Origin of the sequence: Mesorhizobium sp. CO1-1-7, from assembly GCF_020164885.1 — a bacterium.
Lineage (GTDB): Bacteria > Pseudomonadota > Alphaproteobacteria > Rhizobiales > Rhizobiaceae > Mesorhizobium > Mesorhizobium australicum.
The window spans coordinates 32,657-50,949 of sequence record NZ_JAIUHA010000008.1 but is presented as its reverse complement, the minus strand read 5'-3'; the positions used below and the strand labels follow the sequence as shown (position 1 = coordinate 50,949).

Below are 18,293 nucleotides of genomic sequence, written 5' to 3'. Positions count from 1 at the left end.
AATTCGTTCGGCCGAAACGCCCATTACTTCGCGCTGAAATCGGAGGAAAAATCCGAGGATTCGAACTCCACAGGCGTCGTGCCGCGATACCCCCCGTGGCCTTTGATCTACGGCAGCGAGTTGCCTCGGATTGCCATACCCTCGACAAACGCCTCCCACATGGAATGGAGGGCGTACGCTCCGGCGTCGGGCTGCCTTTCCGTTTGCTTGTGCCACGCTGCGTGCCACTCATTGTCTGGCGAAGCAACAGCGACCGGCGGCATTCCATCCTCGAATTGGTCGGCGGTGATGTCCACGATTACGTCGTCCACACGAACCCAGGCGTGACTTTGCTGGCCGTCTCGGAGGCCGCATACATATCTGGCATCAAGGCCGTACGCCTGCCGGAGATATTGGCCCAAGAGGTCAGATACAGCACCACAAGTGCCTCCCGGGAAGAAGCGAAACGTGATTCCCCGTTGATGCAGCTTCTTCAAGCACATTTCTTGCATCCTGCGCGAGGCGGGCAAGCATTTCTCGGTCCATCTCGGTTACTCCAGTAGTCGCCACACCTCCGGGCACCGACAGCGGTCCGCAAGGGTATAGCCCAGCGTACAGAGTTCGCCGTGTCGGAAAGAGTGTCCGTTAGGGTTGACATGGCCCAACGGACAGGCTAGTCAGCGTACATCACGCTAACGGACACCGAGGAAGCCTATGTCCAAGACCATTCTTTATGCTCGCGTCTCCACCGTCGACCAGACGCTCGACCACCAACGGACCCACGCGGAGGCCGCCGGGTTCACCATTGACGATGTAGTGGCCGATCATGGGGTCTCCGGTGTGAGCACCACGCTTGCCGAGCGCCCCGAGGGCCGCAGGCTTCGGGACATGCTGCGCCGAGGGGATACGCTAGTGGTCCGCTGGGTGGACCGGCTGGGCCGCAACTATCAGGACGTCTGCGACACAATTCGGGAGCTGATGCGCAAGGGCGTAGTGGTCCGGACCGTTATCAACAACATGACCTTCGACGGAGCAACGAAAGACCCCATGCAGCAGGCCGTAAGGGACGCGCTCATAGCCTTCATGGCGGCAACGGCACAAGCGCAGGCCGAGGCCACGAAAGAGGCCCAGCGGGCCGGCATAGACGCTGCCCGGGCGCAGGAAGACCGCTATAGGGGCCGCAAGCCTAGCTATGACCGGATCGCGTTACAGGCCGTAACCGATATGCTGGCGCAGGGACAGGGCACGTCCATCGTTGCCAAGGCGTCGGGGCTTACGCGCCAGACTGTGCTGCGGATCAAGGAAGACCCTGCGGCGGCCGAGAAGGCGCTTGCAGCCTGGGGCATGTGAGGGGGCACCGAGATGGCTTACACGTTGGCAATGACCTTCATCGCGCTCTACGGCATATGCGGAGCGGTGGCAGTCGTGAGAATGTTCGTCGGTCGGTAAGCTCCGGCAGCCGTCACAGGAAGGGCCATTCCACCCCCGATTTCGCAGAGCCCGGCTTTGGTATCCAAATCGCAGACTGGTCATCGCCGAATGGCACCGCGCGTCCCTCCAACACGCAAATCCCGACCGCCGCGCAGACCACGGCGTCAAGCATGTCTTCGTAGGCTTTCCACTCTCGCCCGCTCGCTTTCGCATAGTCGAGTTCTGGCATCGCCGCCTCTACGCCCGAGATTTCGTTTTCCATCAGGGACGCAATACCCTTCATCTCGCGAAAGATGTTGAGGCTGCGGACCGTCGAGGGCTGGTCGGGCCAGTAACTGCGCCGGTTGCCAAACTTGTACGGAAGACGACGCTCGGCAGAAGCGAACTCGATGAGAGCTGGGTGGGGATAGACCTCAATTAGGCCGTGAGAGACGAGCCCAGATGTGCGCAGCTTGTAGCCTATGTGCTCAAGGGCGGCCCGCAGAGTGTCGCTTACGGCGCCGGGGCGGACGGCGCTCGGCGTATGTGTTCCGGCCCATCGCCCTCCGTACGCCCGAGACACAGCATCGTCGCTTGCGCGGCGAGATACGATGGGCGTTCGCGAAAGCGGCATGTCGACCGCGACCAGATCCACCGGGCGTCCCGCCAAGGCATGGGCTGCCTCTAATGCTCCGGAAGCACCTCCAATCAAGCCGGGTCGCGTCGTCGTGCTCTCTGGAAGCGCACAGAAGGCGCCGTAAGAGGACGCCGCTGCTCGTAGATGCCAGCCGCCGGGGACCTCAACCGCCAGTGCAACGCCGCTCGGCTGGGTCGACGTCCAGGCCGCATCTATTCCCAAGACCGTTCGCAAATTGTCCTCCCCCGAAGGGCAACTATGCGCAATGATGTCGCCGCTATCAACTTTTTTCAGGCACACTTCGGGCACAAGAGCCCGTGAATGCCTTGTGCTGCAAGGCTCCGCACTAGATTAGGGTTCTGGTGTCATATATCTAATTGAAATAACTGCATTATTGTCGTTGACGCCTTGTCAGAAGTGCACCATATTAGCGCCACGCATACCCGAGTGGTGGGCTAGACCCGACCACTGAACCACCCGAAGACCAACCCGCTCCCAAGCCTCCGGCCCCAAGAGCCTCCCTTCCAAAACCAGTTTGGCTGTACTGCGAACAGCCCGGTCGATTGCAGCCATGCCTGTCGTGCCTCTAGGGGCCGACAGCGGGACCGTCCGGGGCAAGACGATGATCCCGGCCGAACCATAGAATGGAAGCGGGCTTGCACCCGGGACCGGCACACTGCCGGACGTGTAAGTACCGCGTAAGCCGCCAATCCGGATTAGTCTCCGGAGCGGGAGCGGAACCAAGGGATTTACATGCCCAAGGGGGAACCGCGAACCGGGCAGGTCAGGACGACACCCGGCGGCAAATGACACAAATCAACAAACCAATAGTCGGGAAGTCCCGGCCGTTTTCAACTCATCCGTCCCTCTGTGCTTGGGGGCGGATACAAATATTAGGAGAAATGAATGCGAACATGTCGCGCTGCAAACTGCGGCGCACCTACGTCTTCCCGCTTCAGCCCGCACTGTCGGCGCCACAAGAGCCGACTACGGCGGCAGGGCGATGTCGAGCAGACCTCCATCAGGCGGAGTGAGCTTGCGCCATACGTCTCCCTCGTCCGGGAGCGTATCGCCAAGAACACCCATAGTCCCCTTTGGGGCCACTTGGAGGCCCGTTGGGCCGCTCTGGCGACCTCGGCAAAGGACACCGCAGGCAATCGGGTTCAGAGCCGATATCAGCGGCAAGCGGCGCATGAGGTGCTGAACCTCGACGCCGAATGCTCCGCACAGGACATAGCCGTCACTGCGATGGCGATGTTCCTGTTCTGGAGTGAGAGGCCGGAGCGGTTCCTGTCCGATGCCGCGTTCCGCCTCCAGCTCGTGAAGCGGGTGCGGTCGCTGTCCAGTAGGCACTCGGGCCTTCGCTACGACCACCGGACGGGCAGGCAAGAGCGCGTCTACCGGGAGCTTAGTCCCAAGGCGGGAATGATTGTCGCCCGTGACCTCGCCGCCGCCTTCGGAGGTGCCGGCCTACAACTCGCCGAACTCGAAAAACGTGACCAAGAAAGGAAACAAGCAATGACCGACGAGATCAACCAAGCTCTACGGGAGCTCGTGTGACGACGAGCCTCGTAGCACCACGAGACCAGATGTTCCGCTTCGAGCTGACCACTCAAGGCCCGCTTCAGGAACTTGCAGATGACGTCACGGAGCTGGTCTTGGCCTATGAAAAGCGCAGCGGGTCCCGCAAACGCCAGAGAAGGCCGGCAGATGCGAAGGCGTTCAAGAGTGCTGTAGACACTATCGTCGCCAATCTAGCTCACTACGCCCTGTTCCCGCCCGAGTTGGGCCGCATTACGCTGCCGCTGGGCCACCGCAAGCGGGCGACTGTGGGCAGGACGGTTGACGGCTTCGGCAAGCCTCTACCGGCGCTTTTAGGGGCACTGGAGGCCGTTGGGGTGGCAACAGTCACAAGGCCGCAGGAGGCGGGGTACGCCACTACAATCGCTCCTACGGCGGCGTTTGCAGGAGAGGTGAGGTCAAGGGCCATCAGCAGCCCGGACTTCGAGAGAAGGACGGACTTGCCGGCGCTGGTCCTGACGCGAAAGGATCAATGGGGCAGACGAGAGCACGTCCCAATCCCGCAGACCGACGACGCTGCATCGAAGGCGGCACAGGTACGGAGGTTCAATGAGCGGCTTGCGGTTGCCGAGGTGGCGTACGTGGGGAACCAGTCGACCGACACTCACGACCGAGCCTTGGTAAGGCGTTTCACGCTGCCTCCAAATGCAAGATCGCCGAGGCTTGCATACTGCGGCCGTCTCTTCGGAGGTTTCTGGCAGCAGATGAGGAGGACCGAACGGAGGCACATTCGGGTTGAAGGTCAGCGGATTGGGGAACTCGATTACGGGCAGATGTTTCCTCGGCTCGCTTATGCCAAGGTCGGAGCCGCTCCGCCCCAGGGCAGCCCTTACGACTTGCCTGGAACAGAGGAGTTCACCGACGAGCAAAGGCGTGCTGTCAAGAGTGGCTTCAACGCTTTCCTCTTCAAGGCCACGACGATGCGCAAGTGGCACCCGGACATCGAGCAGGGACTGCCTACAGGGTGGACAGTGGGCCGCTTCAAGCAAGCTATGTTGAGGAAGCACCCGCTGCTGGCACCGGTCCTGAACTGCGGGATCGGCTATGAGCTGATGTACAGCGAGAGCGAAATCCTATGCGGCGTGTTGGAAAGGACTTTGCTGGAGGGCTGCGCCGTCCTCCCAATCCACGATGCTGTCTTATCGCCAATCACGAAGACGCGGGCCATCGCGGAGATCATGGTGGAGGAGGCGGAACGAGTAGCCGGAACTCGCATAATGGTGGCTCTGAAGCCAAGCCACTAAGGTTGACCTACATGGGGGAGAGAGAGGGAGGAGCATCCTTCCTTCTCACCCCAACAACCTTCGCCCCCACCTCACCTATCTTCCATTGTGGGACCTGTAAGATGCCGAGGAGGCGAGGCCCGGTAATGCGTCCATTTCGAGCCGCTGGTGTCCGAGCTGCTCATGCCAGATCGCTTGTCGAAGGTCGCGCTTGTGGACCAACTGACCGCACGTGGGACAGGCGCAGAAGTGGTCGTCTTCCTTCTCGCCTTCCAGCTCTTCCCGGACCGCCCAGGCTTGACCGTGGCAAAAAGTCAGACCCTAATCCGAACTCCGGAGCTTAATCGGAGGTCACCATGCAGCCCCTGTCCAAGTTGCTTTGTTTCGTCTCCGGCATGCTGGTGGCCGGCGTCGCCCATGCTGGGCAAGCGGAACGGGCCTATAAAAGAGGAGACTACGCAGCGGCTGTCTTGTTGTGGAGTGTCCTGGCTAACACCGGTGATCCCAAAGCGGAGGACGCTCTTGGCACTGCTTACTTCGAAGGGCACGGTGTCACACAGGATTACCTCCAAGCTGCCGCTTGGTACCGTAAGGCAGCGGACCAAGGTGACGCCCAGGCAGAGCACAATCTCGCGTATCTTTACGACCGTGGGCTAGGCGTCAAGCAGGACTATGCCGAGGCCGTAATTTGGTATCGCAAAGCAGCCGATCAAGGATTGGCCGGCGCTCAAACCAATCTCGGGTTGCTTTACAGAGATGGAACAGGCGTCCCACAGAACTATAGAGAAGCCGCCACCTGGTTCCGCGAGGCCGCCGACCAAGGAACGGCCGTTGCCCAATACTTTCTGGGATTGGCCTACCTCAAAGGCCAAGGGGTCGCCCAGGATTATGCTGAAGCAATCGCATGGTATCGCAAAGGGGCAGAGCAGGGAAACGCCCTGGCGCAGCACGATCTTGGTGTAGTGTATGCGAAGGGCCTAGGAGTTACGCTCGACTATGCCCAAGCCGTCTCGTGGTTCCAGAAGGCTGCGGACCAGGGGAATGCTGGTGCTGAGTACGACCTTGGTGTTTCGTACTACAAGGGGCTGGGCGTTCCTTTAGACTATGTGCAGGCCGTCTCTTGGTTCCAGAAGGCTGCCGACCAGGGGAATGCGGGTGCTGAGTACAACCTTGGAGTGGCATACCTCGGTGGCTATGGCGTGAAGCAGGATACTGCCCAAGCCCTCATTTTGATACGCAAGGCCGCTGATCAAGGAGATGCCACTGCTAAGGCCTATCTTATCAAGTTGGAGCCGCCGGCAAAAAAGGCTTAAATGGCCTGCCGCCGTGCTCGATATTGTGATTGGTACGTCCTATCATCGGGATGCATGGTGGCCTTGGGTCAATCCGGGCCTACGGATCGTCTAGAGCTATGCCCCAAGACCCCATCAACATTGAACAGTTTTGGGATAAGAACCGACTGGTGATGCCATGGATGGAGAAATACCTCCTTCCCACAAATCGCATGTGGCAAGACGCGATGGGAACGGTTTTCTGGATATTTATTGTAGCTTGTGTCGGAATGGCGCTCTTGAAGTTCGTTCTTCCGAATAACGTCGTAACCGGAATAATGTGCGTGTTGCCCTGCGGCTATCTTTTAGGAAGTTTCAATAATAGAATGGCCCGTGCGCAGCGTAAGTTCTTCCACGCCAAGAGAGAAGCTAATCAAAACAGCTCTGTGTAAGGACTAACGTCTCTTGCCGTTGCCTGTCGCTTGGGAAAGCGACTTGGATGGACTAGCCTCTTTGAGAAGCCTCAAAGCTTCCTCACGAGTGAGGTCGCATCTGCGGGCGTAGAAGTCAGCCTCGGCCCATCGATAGGTCTTCTCCAACCCTCTATTCCTTGGTAGTCAATCTAGCAAATGTGGGTTTTGTGCGTGCCGGCCTGTCCCGATCACATTCCTATGATTAGGCTGGGTCTGTCCAGGTATATAATCGCTCATTGAGCAACAGTGAACGAAATGAGAACAAAACTGTCAAGCGGCCTCTTGACCGGAGCCACCGCCGCTCCTCATTTCAGGTCATGCCCGAGCAACCCGAGAAGTGGCCGAGAGGTGCCGCCTGGACACTGACGCATGCCCATCACGCGGGGCAGGTGGCCGGCATCCGCTGCGCCCGCTGTAGGGTTACGCGCTACTACAAGCCGGCAGAGCTTCGGGAGGTAATTGGGAACGTTACGATTGACGAGGTGCGGGACAAGGTGCGCTGCCAAGCATGCGGAAGCCGGGAGTGGATGGGCGCCCAGCTATTTCATCCTACCGGAGAGCAGGCGCATACAATCCGATATAGGCGGTTGGTGGAAATCCGCTGGGAAAAACGAGTGATCTGGAAGGACGAAAAATAGCCAGGGCTCCGGACACGCCTTTTCCGCTCGGGTACTTCCTGCCGTTCTCTGCACTCTTCGCCCACATGATTGAGCGCTTGCCGGAGCGGTCGCGGCGGTAGCATATCGGTAGAGGCCCCGGCCCCGGCTTTAGCGCCGGGGTCTTTCTTACCCGAGGGCCGTCCGCACGGTCAGAGAAGTGAAATGAGCCGCCGCAGCGTGATGAGCCCAGGTCTTCTCCAGAGCGGCGAAGGGGCCACGGATGGCTTCGATTTGCATTTTAGCTTGCTTTTGAATTGCATCGATCTCACCGAGGACGCCCTTGTAGGGAGCGAAAGCCTGGTTCTTGGCCTCCTCGAATTGTCTAAGCGTTTCGGCTGCTTGGTCTTTGAGAGATGCCCCTAGGGCGCCGAACTGCGCAAAGTCGCCCCGAACGGCCTCGAAGGTTTTGCGGACTTCCACAGCCTGTTCAAACAAGGGCGAATATACCGCCCGGATGGCGCCGATATGCCGCTGCAATTCTGCAACATGGTCCGGTATCCCGACATAATCCATGCGACTGGACCTGGGCGTCGACGTCTGTGCCGCTCTCTTGTGCGCTGCCGCAAGCTCCCTCGCACCCGCTACCTGCCATTTAGTCTGCAAGCGGCGGATCATGGCTTGCTGGCTTGCAGCCTTCCAGTCGTTGCGAGCTTTCATGACGTGCCTTGCCGCAGGAGTGAGTTTCAACCCTGGCGTCCTGACTAGAAGGTCAGCTATATCTGCAAGCAATGGCTCATCCTTCTCGCCACTGCCAACCGGGCGGCCCCGGCCACGTTTCTCTTTCATCGGAGTTTCCTTTCGATAAAGATGATATGGCCTAAAGATAGTCGATTTGGCGGGTTACGCCAGCGAGATGAAATTGCCGTCCCAAGTTTTTGGCGAGGCTTATTAGCCGCCAGAAGTGTTTCAGCGAGGATAAATGCAGAGCAGGTTATTTTTTCTCGTTCCCGTTGGAAAGCTATTTTGAAACGCTCAATTATCCTCGCTGACGGGCTAGGCTTAGCTCCAAACAAGCCTGTGTTGCACCGGCATTGAGCGGGAAGCCTTGACGACAGGTACACCGAGGGAATATGAACAGGTACACCGAGGGATCGGTGCCTCGGGAGCAAGTCTCTCGCAAGAGCTTGAATTTCAATGACAAAGTTCGAGTGGAAACGCTGGTTAGACATCCCCTGCCGTCCCGGCTAGGGGCACCATCCTTCAAAATCAGAGCAAAGCTTAGCCATGTTGGGGGCAGTTATCGCGGGAGGCGCTCAGCCCATGCTTGCCGCCGCCACTTAGCCACGGAACGAGAAGGCGGCATGGAAGAAGCTCGATATCCGAGAATCCGGTCTCGCAAACCAGATCCTCTTCGGCGCCGGAAAGCAGCGGCAAACGACCGGCCATTTCTGCCCAGGCCGCGGCCTTTCCCCAATCGACGTCGGCGAAGGCGGACGAACGCGCCAACCAGCGCTTCGCCGTTCCGTTCGGCACGCTGTGATGGGCGACAACAAGGCGCGCGCCGGTTTCAGCCGCTCGCTTCTGTCGAGAAAGTGCAGCGTAAGCAGACATGTCGCGCCTGCTGCACTTTTCATCAGGCGCGTGTATAACACACACATTGCTGAGTGAGAGCGCAGGTCGATCCTTGCAAAGTGCGACACTTGCTGTTGGTTATGGTCTAATCCTTCATCGTATCGACGAGCATTCGCATCAAGCGGACTAGATCGTCGAAGTCCTTGCGGTCCCAGTCGGCGAATTTGGCAACGGCTATTTGCTCCCGCGCCGCATCCAGCGCGTCCGTCGCCGCTTTTCCCTGCGGTGTGACAACGGCCTCGCGAACTCTCTTGTCAGCGGCGCTCAAGCGCCGCGTGACCAGTCCCAGCTCCTCCAGTCGTGACACCTGTCGACTGACGGTCGTGTAATCGCGACCGACGCGGCCAGCCAGATCGACAACGCCGATCGGGCCAAGTCTCTCGACAAGAACGAGCAGCGGGAAGAGGGCACGCTCGAGCGTGAGGCCCGCCTTGGTGAGCAATTCCACATCCCGCTCGGGTCGGTTCATGATGGTGACGATGTCAATCAGCGAGCGATGCAGCTCGGGCAACAACACTTTAATATGTGCGTTATGCACTTTCTTTATTGACACCGGCTTGGCTCCCTTTAATATGTGCATTATGCACATTGGAGCCGAAAATGGAAGAGCGAGCTGAAATTGACGTCCTGATCTGCGGCGCGGGAGCAGCCGGGCTGACGCTGGCAATCGACTTGGCGAGGCGAGGCGTGTTGTTCCGCATCGTTGAGCAGATGGAACGTCCCTTCGCCGGCTCGCGCGGCAAGGGCTTGCAGCCACGCACGCAGGAGGTGTTCGAGGATCTGGGCATAATCGACCGCATCATGGCAGCCGGCGGTGTCTATCCGCCGATGAGGGAGTATCGCAACGACGGCGGCTATGACGAAAAGGCAGTTTTCGAAGCGCCCGAACCTTCGCCCGACGTCCCCTATTTCATAGCGCTCATGATCCCGCAGTTCCTTACAGAGGGCGTGATGCGCGAGCGCCTCGCGGAGCTGGGCCATCGTGTCGAGTTCGGCACCGCATTGATCGACTTCGAGCAGGACGATGATGGCGTCAGCGCCCGCCTCAAGTCGTCTGGCGGCGAGGAGCGGGTCCATACGCGCTATCTGGTTGGTGCTGACGGTGGCCGCAGCTCGATCCGCAGTGCGCTCGGCATCGACTTTCCCGGTAAGACGCTGGGTGTCCGTGCTATCGTGGCGGATGCCCATCTGAGCGGACTCGACCGCGCTGCCTGGCACCAGTTCAATGACGGCGACATGGAGCGGCTCGTCATGATCTGCCCGCTCGCCGGCACGGACCTGTTCCAGGTGCAGGCGCCGATCCCGCTGGACGGCGAGCCTGACCTTTCCGCGGATGGATTGACGCGGATGATCGCCGAGCGGACTGGCCGTAGCGACATCGATGTTCAGTCGGTGGCCTGGGCGTCCGCCTACGCGATGAACGCGCGTCTGGCTGACCGCTACCGGGTCGGACGGGTTTTGCTAGCCGGCGACGCCGCGCATATCCATCCGCCAACGGGCGGACAGGGCCTCAACACCAGCGTTCAGGACGCCTACAATCTCGGTTGGAAATTGGCCGCAGTCTTGGCTGGCGCCCCCGAAGCGCTGCTAGACACCTATGAGGAGGAGCGACGCGCCGTTGCGGCGGATGTCCTGGGGCTTTCGACCCAGTTGCTCGACCGTCAGCGCGAACAAGGCGGCATGCGGCGCGGCCGCGACACACATCAGCTCGACATCGGCTATCCCCACTCATCACTTTCTCACGACGGAGGTGGTCGGACGATTGGCCCGCGGGCCGGTGAGCGCATGCCGGACGCGACCCTAACTGGCGCCGCTGGACAGCCCCGCCGTCTGTTCGACGTGGTGACCGGCACGCACTGGACTCTGCTTCTATCGAGCCCTGACTACTGGCCGATCGTGGCTGCGCGCGCGGGCCTGCGAGTGGTCACGGTGGGCGAAGGCGCGGAACTGCGCGACCCCTCCAATCAGCTCAGCTTGGCCGAGGGCGGCTGCCTGCTCATCCGGCCGGACGGCTACGTCGGCGCCACTTTCGATGCCGCGAGTTCCACCCTGGTCGGTGACTATCTGGCGAAGGTACTTCCTTCCGAGAACGCCTGCTCTCAGTCAAACGGGAGGGTCGACGTTGCACCAACATGACGGACTTGCGGGATCAGGACGGCCTGCGGAGGCCGTCCCCGGACACGACAGCCGCTGGAACGCATGTCGGCCGTTCGACTGTCCTAGGCCCGCCATGCCAGAGGACATTTCTGAATGGGATTGCAAGGCCGACCAGCAGCGCGACCCACCGGGCAGGTTGTCGCCAATCTACGGTTTTGCATCACCCACCCCAGCGCAGGTCTAGCGCCGTCTGAGCAAACTCTTCATCCGGTTGCGCAGCAGGCGCGCCATGTTGCGGGTTTCGCGGTAGAGATGCAGCTGCGAGGCGGCCTGGCGGGCGAGACGGTCGGCGTCCCTTGTCAACCCGATCACCAATGTGCCGACCGGCTTGCGCTCGCTCCACAGCCGGCTCATCACCGGGTGGTCGGGCACGGCGCAGGAATCGGTCATCATGATGTTGGGATCGTCGAGATGCTGCCTGGTGACCTCGATCATCAGCAGCGTGCCCGGCGAATAGGCGGCCAGCGTCTCGTCATAGGCCGTCTTCCAGGTGTAGGCGACGCCGGCCTCGACGAAGACGATCAGGCAAGCGATGGTGCGGCCGTCGAGCGTCAGCGAATGGATGCGGCACATGTCCTGTTCGGCGAGCCGGTGCACCGCCTCGCGGGCGAAGGCGGCGCGGAAGCGGTCGATCGCCATGGCGGTGCGCTCGCGGCCTTTCCAGCCGGACGCCTCCAGCGTCAGGAAGTGCTCGATGGCGTGGCGGATTTCCTCGGGGCCGCGTGCCACGACATGTTCGAGCTTGCCGAGATCGCCGAGGCGCCGCTTCAGGCGGCGGAATTCGCGATAGTGGTGCGCGCGCAGCGAAGCCTTGAGATAATCGTCGCCGTCGAGTTCGCTCTCCAGCACGGGGCGTGAAGTCTGGCCCGTGGTGACCAGCGCCAGGCCACGCGTCTCGGCCACGGTGGCGACCAGGCTCGACACCGGACCGTCGAGCCTGATGTCGGGCAGGACCAGAACTTTCGGCAGCTTGAGATGCGGGCGCGACAGCATCGAGAAGAAATCCTCGACCACGCCGACCGGATCGTCGCGGTCGATCAGCGGCGTGCCGAGCGGGCCGAATGGGCTCGACCAGGTGCGCATGACCGGCACGCCGAGCGGCACCACCGGCCGTTCCACCGAGATCGGCACCAGCAGCCGCAGCCGGTTGCGGTATTCATCGCCGTCGCGGATCACGGCAAGGCGCACCTCGCGATCTTCCAGCCGGGGCATGGCCGGCGCCAGGAAACGCGGGTTGAAGAAGACGTTCGGCTCGATCGTGCGGGCGCAGAGATAGTCCAGTTCCTCGACCAGGTCGAAGCCGGCCGACGCCGGGTAGATGGCGAGTTTGCGCTCGGGCCGGTTGTTGGCGAGGATCTCGATATGAGCGGGATCGGCGTCGCGCGCCAGCCCGGCAAGGCCGGACACCATGGCGCCGGCGGGACCGCCGCTGGTTTCCTCAAGCAGAGGGATGGCGGCCATCAGGCGGCTCCTTTGGCTGGCACGAAGATCGCCATGACGATGCCGAGCTTGCGCCAGACCGTGAAGGACAGTGCGCCGGCCTCGAAGATCATGGCAAAGGCGGTGGCCATGGCTGCGCCCCACAGGCCGAAAAGCGGGATCAGCACCACATTGAGCCCGATGTTGAAGGCCAGTGTCATGGCATAGACGGCGGCGCAGACATTCTGGTTGCCGCTCATGGTGAGCAGGCTTTCGCAGGGGCCAACGGCGGCGCGCGCCACGACGCCGAAGACGAGTAGGAACAGAAGCGGATAGCCCGATGTGAATTCGGGGCCGAACAGCACCAGCATCGGTTCGCCCAGCGCCAGCACCAGAAACGCCATCAGCAGCGAGGGCCAGAAGGTCCATGATACCGTCTCGCGGGCGAAGGTGGCAAGCTTTTGCGGCTCGCCATGGGTGAACTGCGCGTAGCGCTGGGCGACGCCGGCCTTGACCGCGAAATAGACGAAATGCACCAGCGCCAGCGTCTTGACCGTGGCGAAATAGACGGCGACGTCATTGGGATCCATATAGGCGCCGACCATCAGCACATCGGCGTTGGTGAGCAGGAAGAAGAAGCTCTCGACCAGGAAGATCGGCAGCGAGACGACGAACCATTGCGCGAAATGCACTTTCATCGGGCCGGCCGGAATTTGCCTTTCCATGCGCTGGGTGACCCCGATGAGCTGGGTCAGCGTGGTGGCGTAGGTAGCGGCGATCGAGGCGAAGATCGCCGTCCGCGCGTCGGCGGCGTAGCCCGCCCAAAGCATCAGCGCCATGAACAGCAGGATCAGCACCGGCCGGATCAGGTAGGTCGGCGACAGCGCGAACAACGCCCATGAATTGGCGCGCGCCAGCCCTTGCAGCAAATCCGACAGCGCGATCATCGGCAGGCAGATGACGCCGAGGATGAACGGTATCACGTAGTAGTTTTCGATCCAGGGCGCGGCCAGCCAGACGCCGAGGGCGCCGAGCCCGGCGATGACCGTCGAGGCGATCAGCACGAACAGGCGGCTTGCAACGACGATGCCGCGCAATTCATCCATCAGGCCGCGCTCGCGGTATTCGGGGATGAAGCGGATGACCGATGTGTGGAAGCCGAGGCAGGCGAGGTTGCCGACGATGACCATCGTCACCCAGACCAGCACGAAGATGCCGTATTCGAAGGAACCCATCCAACGCGCCATCAGCACCTGGCTGATGAAGGCGATGACGGCACTGACGATGCGGATGGAGAAGGCGATGACCGACATGCGCCCGGCCTCGCCGCGTTCGTCGGCGGTGAACAGCACGGCGTCGAGGCGGCCAAGCAAAGGCTCCACGCGCAGCGCCAAACGCTGCGGCAAGAACCGCCCGGCAGTCGTGGCCGCGGAAAAGCGCACCCCGATTTCTCTCCGTTTTCCGCCTCTTTTCAGGCTTTGGTGTAGCGAAGACACCTTAAGAAAGCGTGGGTGGGGAGGGCGTGCGTAGTAGCCGAGGGTCGAGCGACGACGAACGGGTGAGGGTGCCGCAAAGGCGACACAGGCGCAGCGCCGTTTGTCAATCAGTCAGGTCTACCGGCGTCACGTCTCGCCGTGCCTTGCAACATGGTCGATCGCGCAACGGCTGATACCGATGTCCTTCAGCATGAAACCGGGCATGGCCTCCAAGCGACGCCGGCCATGCCGCAGGTGCCATCCGTATGCAAGCCAAGCGATAACGGCCATCAGGCGCGAAGGCCGGGTGCGCGGCCTCGCCAGGACGATGTCGATTTCGGGCATGATTTCTCCTCGCGATGCGCGCGAAAAGCCTGCCGGCACGGGCCGGCAGGCGGCGCCGTCAGTCGGCCTTTTTCATGGCGTCGCACGAGACGTTCGGGTTCATGTCGGCGAAGGCGCCGGTCGGGTTCTGCTTCCAGGCCCAGACATGAAGTTCGTAGAAAGGGCCGAGGCCATAGCGGTTGGGAGCGCTGTTGAAGTTGAACAACTGGCCTCCGAGCGAGGCCGGACCCTTCGCGGTGATGTATTCGACGGCCACCAGCTTCAGCGTGCCATCGGACATCGGCTCGTACATCACGGCCTCCGGCTTGGCGAGGTCGATCGCATCGTCCTTCAGATAGGCGCCATTGACGTAATGAATGCCCATGGCGCCGCCAGTGATGCCACTGGCGCAAGGAATCGGCGCATAGCCCTCGGCGGTGGCCGCCGCGACGTTCGCGAAGCGGCTGTTGGCCGCCCGCACCTCGTCGGCAAGCGGATTGCCCTTCCCCGCCGATGCGGCGGTGGAAGCGATCGACGTGATGAACAGCGCGGCAAGGCGCCAGAAATTGACGTTCATTTTGTTCTCCATTGATTGTTGATGATCCGCAGGCGCCCAGGCCGGCCAGCAAGGCCAGGCCTGGCTGCAGACGCCCGCGGCATGGGATTGGCAGTACGGGACGGGTTCGATCCTCGTCCATCCCGTCTAACCGGACCGCGGTCTCATTGGTGCCACCACCAGTATTCCCAGTAGTCCCGCCGCATCTCGTGCTCCGGCAGACCGACGTCCCGTCTCAAATAATCGTCTTGCGGAGGCAGGCGCCCGCGCCGGCCTCGCAATGGCGATAGCAGCGCGGAGACAATCCGCGATGCGAGACCGCGCCGGTGGGGTGCAGGGTCGAACGCCATGCCGGCGGCCGTTTCGGGAGGGAACAACAGGGAAAACCGCCCACTATCATTGCCCAGGACAATTTCACGCTCATGGCTCCATCCTTGCTCCATTGGATCAGCGATAAAAGTAGGGGTCCAGGACCCTCACCTCCGTGATCTTGTCCACCGGCAGGGAATTCTTCTGCGCCGTGCTGCGGATGGCCTCCGGCGAGGGGGCGTCGTAGATGCAGAAACTCTTGCTCTTGTCGGGCGAGACGAAGGACTGCACCCAGGTGACCCCCTTCTCGGCATTGCGCATGATGATGCCGCCAAGCGCCGTTGCGCCGATGTCGTTCATCGGCAGGTTGAGTCCGTCGGGGAATGTCCGTTCGATCAGATAGCGAGGCATGGAATGGCTTCCTTTTACGATTGATTTCACGCTCGAAATGAGCGCGGTCGGAGAAAAACCATGGCCTTCGAAAGCGCGCATCGGAGCCTTTCCCCATATTTCGCGGGACGATTCCCTATGTTTTCGACGTTCGATCTTGGAGCCACACTGCGGATACCGAAGCGTGGGTATCCTGGGGGATGGGGCAGACGACGATACTCATGGGCCAGTAACGATGCTTCTGGAGCGGCAGGCGCAACTTGATCAGTTGGAGGAACTGCTCGCGGCGGCGGCGCGCGGTCGCGGCCGCGTGGCGGCATTGCTGGGTGAGGCCGGCGCCGGCAAGACGGCACTCGTCGAGGCGTTCGTAAGCGGTGTTGGGCAGCACGTTTCCATATTCCGCAGCGCCTGCGAGGATCTGTCGATCCCCGATCCGCTGGGACCGCTCTACGATCTGGCCCGGGATGCGCAGTGGGCACTGCCCCGGGCGATCGATGACCGGCAAGGCCAGCGGCTGCCCCTGTTTTCAGACGCTCTCGAGGTTTTCGAGGCGAGGTCTCGGCCGGGCCTGCTGGTCATCGAGGATATGCACTGGGCCGACGACGCGACCCTGGATTTCGTCCGTTTCCTGGGCCGACGCATCGCCAACACGCATATGCTGGTGCTGTTCACGGCACGCACCGACCGCAGCGAAGGGCAGATGCGCGCGCGTCGGGTGCTCGGTGAAATTCCGGCCGCCAACGTCCAGCGTATCGAAGTGCCGCTGCTTAGCGAAGCGGCGGTGTTGTCGCTTGCCGAAGCCGCCAACCGCGACGGCAGCGCAATCTATCGCGCCACCGCGGGCAACGCCTTCTTCGTCACCGAGTTGCTGGCTGCCGAAAGCGAGATGATCCCGCCGGCCAGCGTCCGCGACGCTGTGCTGGCGCGTGCCGAGCGCCTGTCGCCGGGCGGGCGCTCTATGCTCGACGCGGTGTCGGTGTTTCCACGCCGCGCCGATGTCTGGGCGCTGCGCGGCCTCTGTGGTGTCGCCAGCGCAGGCCAACTGGCGGAATGTGTCTCGAACGGCCTGCTCGACGATCTCGGCGATGGCTATGCCTTCCGCCACGAGATCGCCCGTCGCGCCGTCGAGATGGCGCTGACGCCAAGCCATCGGCGCGAATTCAACCAGCGCGCGCTTTCCGCACTGCAGGAAAACGCCGAGGTGGCTACGGCAAGACTTGTCCACCATGCGGTGGAGGCCCAGAATTTGGAAGCGGTGCGCGAGCTTGCCCCGCTTGCGGCGCGCGAGGCTTCCCGCGTCGGCGCGCATCGCGATGCGGCCGGCTATTACGAGGTCGCCCTGCGGCACGCCGACAGCCTGCCTATGGGCGACCGGGCGAGGCTTTACGAAGGCTATGCCTTTGAATGCCATCTGATCGGCCGCATCGATATGGCCATCGAGGCGCAGGGCCAGGCGCGGCGGTTGCAGCAGGCGTTGGGCGACACGCTCAGGGAGGGCGACAGCCTCAGATGCCTGTCGCGCTTCGCCTATCTGGTGGGTGACCGAGAACAGGCGGACCTGTTCGGGGCACAGGCGGTGGAATTGCTGGAACAGGCGCCGGCCAGTCCGGAGCTTGCCATGGCCTATTCCAATCTCTCGCAGCTGGCGATGCTGGCCGAGAAGCTCGACGAGACGCTGCTGCTCGGCTGCAAGGCAGTCGGTTTGGCCGAACGGTTGAACAAGCCGGAGATAGTCTGTCATGCGCTCAACAATCTTGGCTCCGCCGAGCAGTGGCTTGACCTGGCCAAGGGCCGTCTGCATCTCGCCCGCAGCCTTGACATCGCGCTCGGGCAGAATTACCAGGAGCACGCCGCACGCGGCTTCACCAATTGCGCCTGCGCCGAAATGAACCAGCTCGACCTTGTCCGGGCGCAATCCTTTCTCGACCGGGGCATTGCCTATTGCGTCGAGAATGACCTCGCGACCTGGCGCGACTATATGCGGGGCGTGCAGGCGCAATTGCTTTTGCGACGCGGCCTTTGGGACGATGCGGCCGCGATGGCTCACGACGTCATCGACGATAGTGCGACCACGGCCCTGGTGCGTTACCCATCCTTGGTCGCGCTGGCGAAATTGCGCATAAGACGAGGCGATCCGGCCGCGCCGTTGCTGGACGAAATGAAGCGGTTCCTAGACAAAGGAATGGAGCTGCAGCGGCTGGTCCCCTACACGGCGTCGATGGCCGAACTGGCATGGCTCGGGCAAGGCGACACCGAAGAGGCACTTCGCCTGATCGATCTGGCCGAAAGCCTGTCGCCGACGAGGGCGATGTTCGCCGAGTTGGCCGTCTGGCGGCTGCTCTTGTCACCTGAAAGCAGTCCTGGCGACACGACCGGCATGGCGGAGCCCTATCGCCTGCTGCTCACCGGCGACTGGCGTGGTGCCGCGATGCTGTGGGCCCGGCTGGGCGCTCCGTTCGAACGGGCGCTCGCCCTGTTGTACGGCGACGAGCCGGCGCTGCGCCTGGCCCTGGACATATTCGAAGGGCTCGGTGCCCGGCCGGTGGCCCAGCACGTCCGCGCCGTCATGCGGCAGAATGGCGTCCATAACATCGCCAGGGGACCGCGGCAGAGCACACGCGCCAATCACGCTGGCCTGACGCTTCGCCAAATGGAGGTTCTGCACCTGATCGAGCGCGGTTTCTCCAACAAGAGAATCGCCGAGCACCTAACCATCTCACCGAAGACCGTCGATCATCATGTCTCAGCGGTGCTGGGCAAGCTGGACGCCGTTTCGCGCGGCGAGGCAACCGCCGCGGCGCGCGATTCCGGGCTGATCTGACAATATGGGAGCGGCCCCCGGATCAGAAGTCCGGGGA

At 62.0% G+C, this 18,293-nt stretch carries 15 protein-coding genes; 6 read left to right on the top strand and 9 right to left on the bottom strand.

Features of this window, described 5'->3' with window-relative positions; genetic code table 11:
* Nucleotides 1-693 precede the first annotated feature (693 nt).
* The gene (locus tag LB516_RS18475) at nt 694-1,329 is read left to right on the top strand and encodes a recombinase family protein (protein ID WP_224720147.1); all 636 of its coding nucleotides are present in this window, start codon (nt 694-696) and stop codon (nt 1,327-1,329) included.
* Between the two features lie 112 nt (nt 1,330-1,441).
* Here LB516_RS18475 and LB516_RS18470 read toward each other — a convergent pair whose 3' ends face one another.
* Nucleotides 1,442-2,326, bottom strand: coding sequence for a DUF429 domain-containing protein (locus LB516_RS18470; RefSeq protein WP_224720243.1), 885 nt, complete (start codon nt 2,324-2,326; stop codon nt 1,442-1,444).
* Between the two features lie 897 nt (nt 2,327-3,223).
* Between LB516_RS18470 and LB516_RS18465 the strand changes: the two genes are divergently transcribed.
* From LB516_RS18465 to LB516_RS18455, 3 genes are all read left to right on the top strand, one after another.
* Entirely contained in the window at nt 3,224-3,586 is a 363-nt protein-coding gene (locus LB516_RS18465; protein WP_224720146.1) for a hypothetical protein, read from the top strand.
* Nucleotides 3,587-3,615: 29 nt separating this feature from the next.
* Nucleotides 3,616-4,851 (top strand): hypothetical protein, encoded by a 1,236-nt coding sequence (locus LB516_RS18460; protein ID WP_224720145.1) that lies wholly within the window; start codon nt 3,616-3,618, stop codon nt 4,849-4,851.
* A 335-nt stretch (nt 4,852-5,186) separates the two neighbouring features.
* Nucleotides 5,187-6,143, top strand: a complete 957-nt coding sequence (locus LB516_RS18455) for an SEL1-like repeat protein (RefSeq protein WP_224720144.1) — start codon at nt 5,187-5,189, stop codon at nt 6,141-6,143.
* Nucleotides 6,144-7,359: 1,216 nt separating this feature from the next.
* On the opposite strand, the gene LB516_RS18450 is transcribed toward LB516_RS18455, so the two are convergent.
* From LB516_RS18450 to LB516_RS18440, 3 genes are all read right to left on the bottom strand, one after another.
* Nucleotides 7,360-8,019: a hypothetical protein gene (locus tag LB516_RS18450; protein WP_224720143.1), complete on the bottom strand. Its 660-nt coding sequence runs from the start codon at nt 8,017-8,019 to the stop codon at nt 7,360-7,362.
* Nucleotides 8,020-8,451: 432 nt separating this feature from the next.
* Nucleotides 8,452-8,784: a hypothetical protein gene (locus tag LB516_RS18445; RefSeq protein WP_224720142.1), complete on the bottom strand. Its 333-nt coding sequence runs from the start codon at nt 8,782-8,784 to the stop codon at nt 8,452-8,454.
* 106 nt (nt 8,785-8,890) lie between these two features.
* Complete coding sequence (locus tag LB516_RS18440) at nt 8,891-9,385, bottom strand: MarR family transcriptional regulator (protein ID WP_210161499.1); 495 nt, start codon at nt 9,383-9,385, stop codon at nt 8,891-8,893.
* 20 nt (nt 9,386-9,405) lie between these two features.
* Between LB516_RS18440 and LB516_RS18435 the strand changes: the two genes are divergently transcribed.
* Nucleotides 9,406-10,941 (top strand): FAD-dependent oxidoreductase, encoded by a 1,536-nt coding sequence (locus LB516_RS18435; protein WP_224720141.1) that lies wholly within the window; start codon nt 9,406-9,408, stop codon nt 10,939-10,941.
* Nucleotides 10,942-11,142: 201 nt separating this feature from the next.
* Here LB516_RS18435 and LB516_RS18430 read toward each other — a convergent pair whose 3' ends face one another.
* From LB516_RS18430 to LB516_RS18410, 5 genes are all read right to left on the bottom strand, one after another.
* The gene (locus LB516_RS18430) at nt 11,143-12,423 is read right to left on the bottom strand and encodes a GNAT family N-acetyltransferase (RefSeq protein ID WP_140616852.1); all 1,281 of its coding nucleotides are present in this window, start codon (nt 12,421-12,423) and stop codon (nt 11,143-11,145) included.
* Nucleotides 12,423-13,823 carry an oligosaccharide flippase family protein gene (locus tag LB516_RS18425; RefSeq protein WP_224720140.1) on the bottom strand — a complete coding sequence of 467 codons (1,401 nt, stop codon included), beginning with the start codon at nt 13,821-13,823 and terminating at the stop codon, nt 12,423-12,425. Before LB516_RS18425 ends, LB516_RS18430 begins: the two co-directional genes overlap by 1 nt.
* Nucleotides 13,824-14,003: 180 nt before the next feature.
* Nucleotides 14,004-14,201 carry a DUF1127 domain-containing protein gene (locus LB516_RS18420; RefSeq protein WP_140662794.1) on the bottom strand — a complete coding sequence of 66 codons (198 nt, stop codon included), beginning with the start codon at nt 14,199-14,201 and terminating at the stop codon, nt 14,004-14,006.
* A 58-nt stretch (nt 14,202-14,259) separates the two neighbouring features.
* Nucleotides 14,260-14,757: a hypothetical protein gene (locus LB516_RS18415; protein ID WP_140616855.1), complete on the bottom strand. Its 498-nt coding sequence runs from the start codon at nt 14,755-14,757 to the stop codon at nt 14,260-14,262.
* A 426-nt stretch (nt 14,758-15,183) separates the two neighbouring features.
* Nucleotides 15,184-15,456 (bottom strand): DUF4242 domain-containing protein, encoded by a 273-nt coding sequence (locus tag LB516_RS18410; protein ID WP_023770749.1) that lies wholly within the window; start codon nt 15,454-15,456, stop codon nt 15,184-15,186.
* Nucleotides 15,457-15,670: 214 nt separating this feature from the next.
* On the opposite strand from LB516_RS18410, the gene LB516_RS18405 reads away from it, so the two are divergent.
* Entirely contained in the window at nt 15,671-18,256 is a 2,586-nt protein-coding gene (locus LB516_RS18405; RefSeq protein ID WP_224720139.1) for a helix-turn-helix transcriptional regulator, read from the top strand.
* Nucleotides 18,257-18,293 lie beyond the last annotated feature (37 nt).

Bases quoted from the DNA above. Each gene is read 5' to 3' on its own strand.
- LB516_RS18475 (WP_224720147.1), top strand. From the start codon at position 694: ATGTCCAAGACCATTCTTTATGCTCGCGTCTCCACCGTCGACCAGACG.
- LB516_RS18460 (WP_224720145.1), top strand. From the start codon at position 3,616: ATGTTCCGCTTCGAGCTGACCACTCAAGGCCCGCTTCAGGAACTTGCA.
- LB516_RS18455 (WP_224720144.1), top strand. From the start codon at position 5,187: ATGCAGCCCCTGTCCAAGTTGCTTTGTTTCGTCTCCGGCATGCTGGTG.
- LB516_RS18450 (WP_224720143.1), bottom strand. From the start codon at position 8,019: ATGAAAGAGAAACGTGGCCGGGGCCGCCCGGTTGGCAGTGGCGAGAAG.
- LB516_RS18445 (WP_224720142.1), bottom strand. From the start codon at position 8,784: ATGTCTGCTTACGCTGCACTTTCTCGACAGAAGCGAGCGGCTGAAACC.
- LB516_RS18440 (WP_210161499.1), bottom strand. From the start codon at position 9,385: ATGCACATATTAAAGGGAGCCAAGCCGGTGTCAATAAAGAAAGTGCAT.
- LB516_RS18435 (WP_224720141.1), top strand. From the start codon at position 9,406: ATGGAAGAGCGAGCTGAAATTGACGTCCTGATCTGCGGCGCGGGAGCA.
- LB516_RS18430 (WP_140616852.1), bottom strand. From the start codon at position 12,423: ATGGCCGCCATCCCTCTGCTTGAGGAAACCAGCGGCGGTCCCGCCGGC.
- LB516_RS18420 (WP_140662794.1), bottom strand. From the start codon at position 14,201: ATGCCCGAAATCGACATCGTCCTGGCGAGGCCGCGCACCCGGCCTTCG.
- LB516_RS18415 (WP_140616855.1), bottom strand. From the start codon at position 14,757: ATGAACGTCAATTTCTGGCGCCTTGCCGCGCTGTTCATCACGTCGATC.
- LB516_RS18410 (WP_023770749.1), bottom strand. From the start codon at position 15,456: ATGCCTCGCTATCTGATCGAACGGACATTCCCCGACGGACTCAACCTG.
- LB516_RS18405 (WP_224720139.1), top strand. From the start codon at position 15,671: ATGCTTCTGGAGCGGCAGGCGCAACTTGATCAGTTGGAGGAACTGCTC.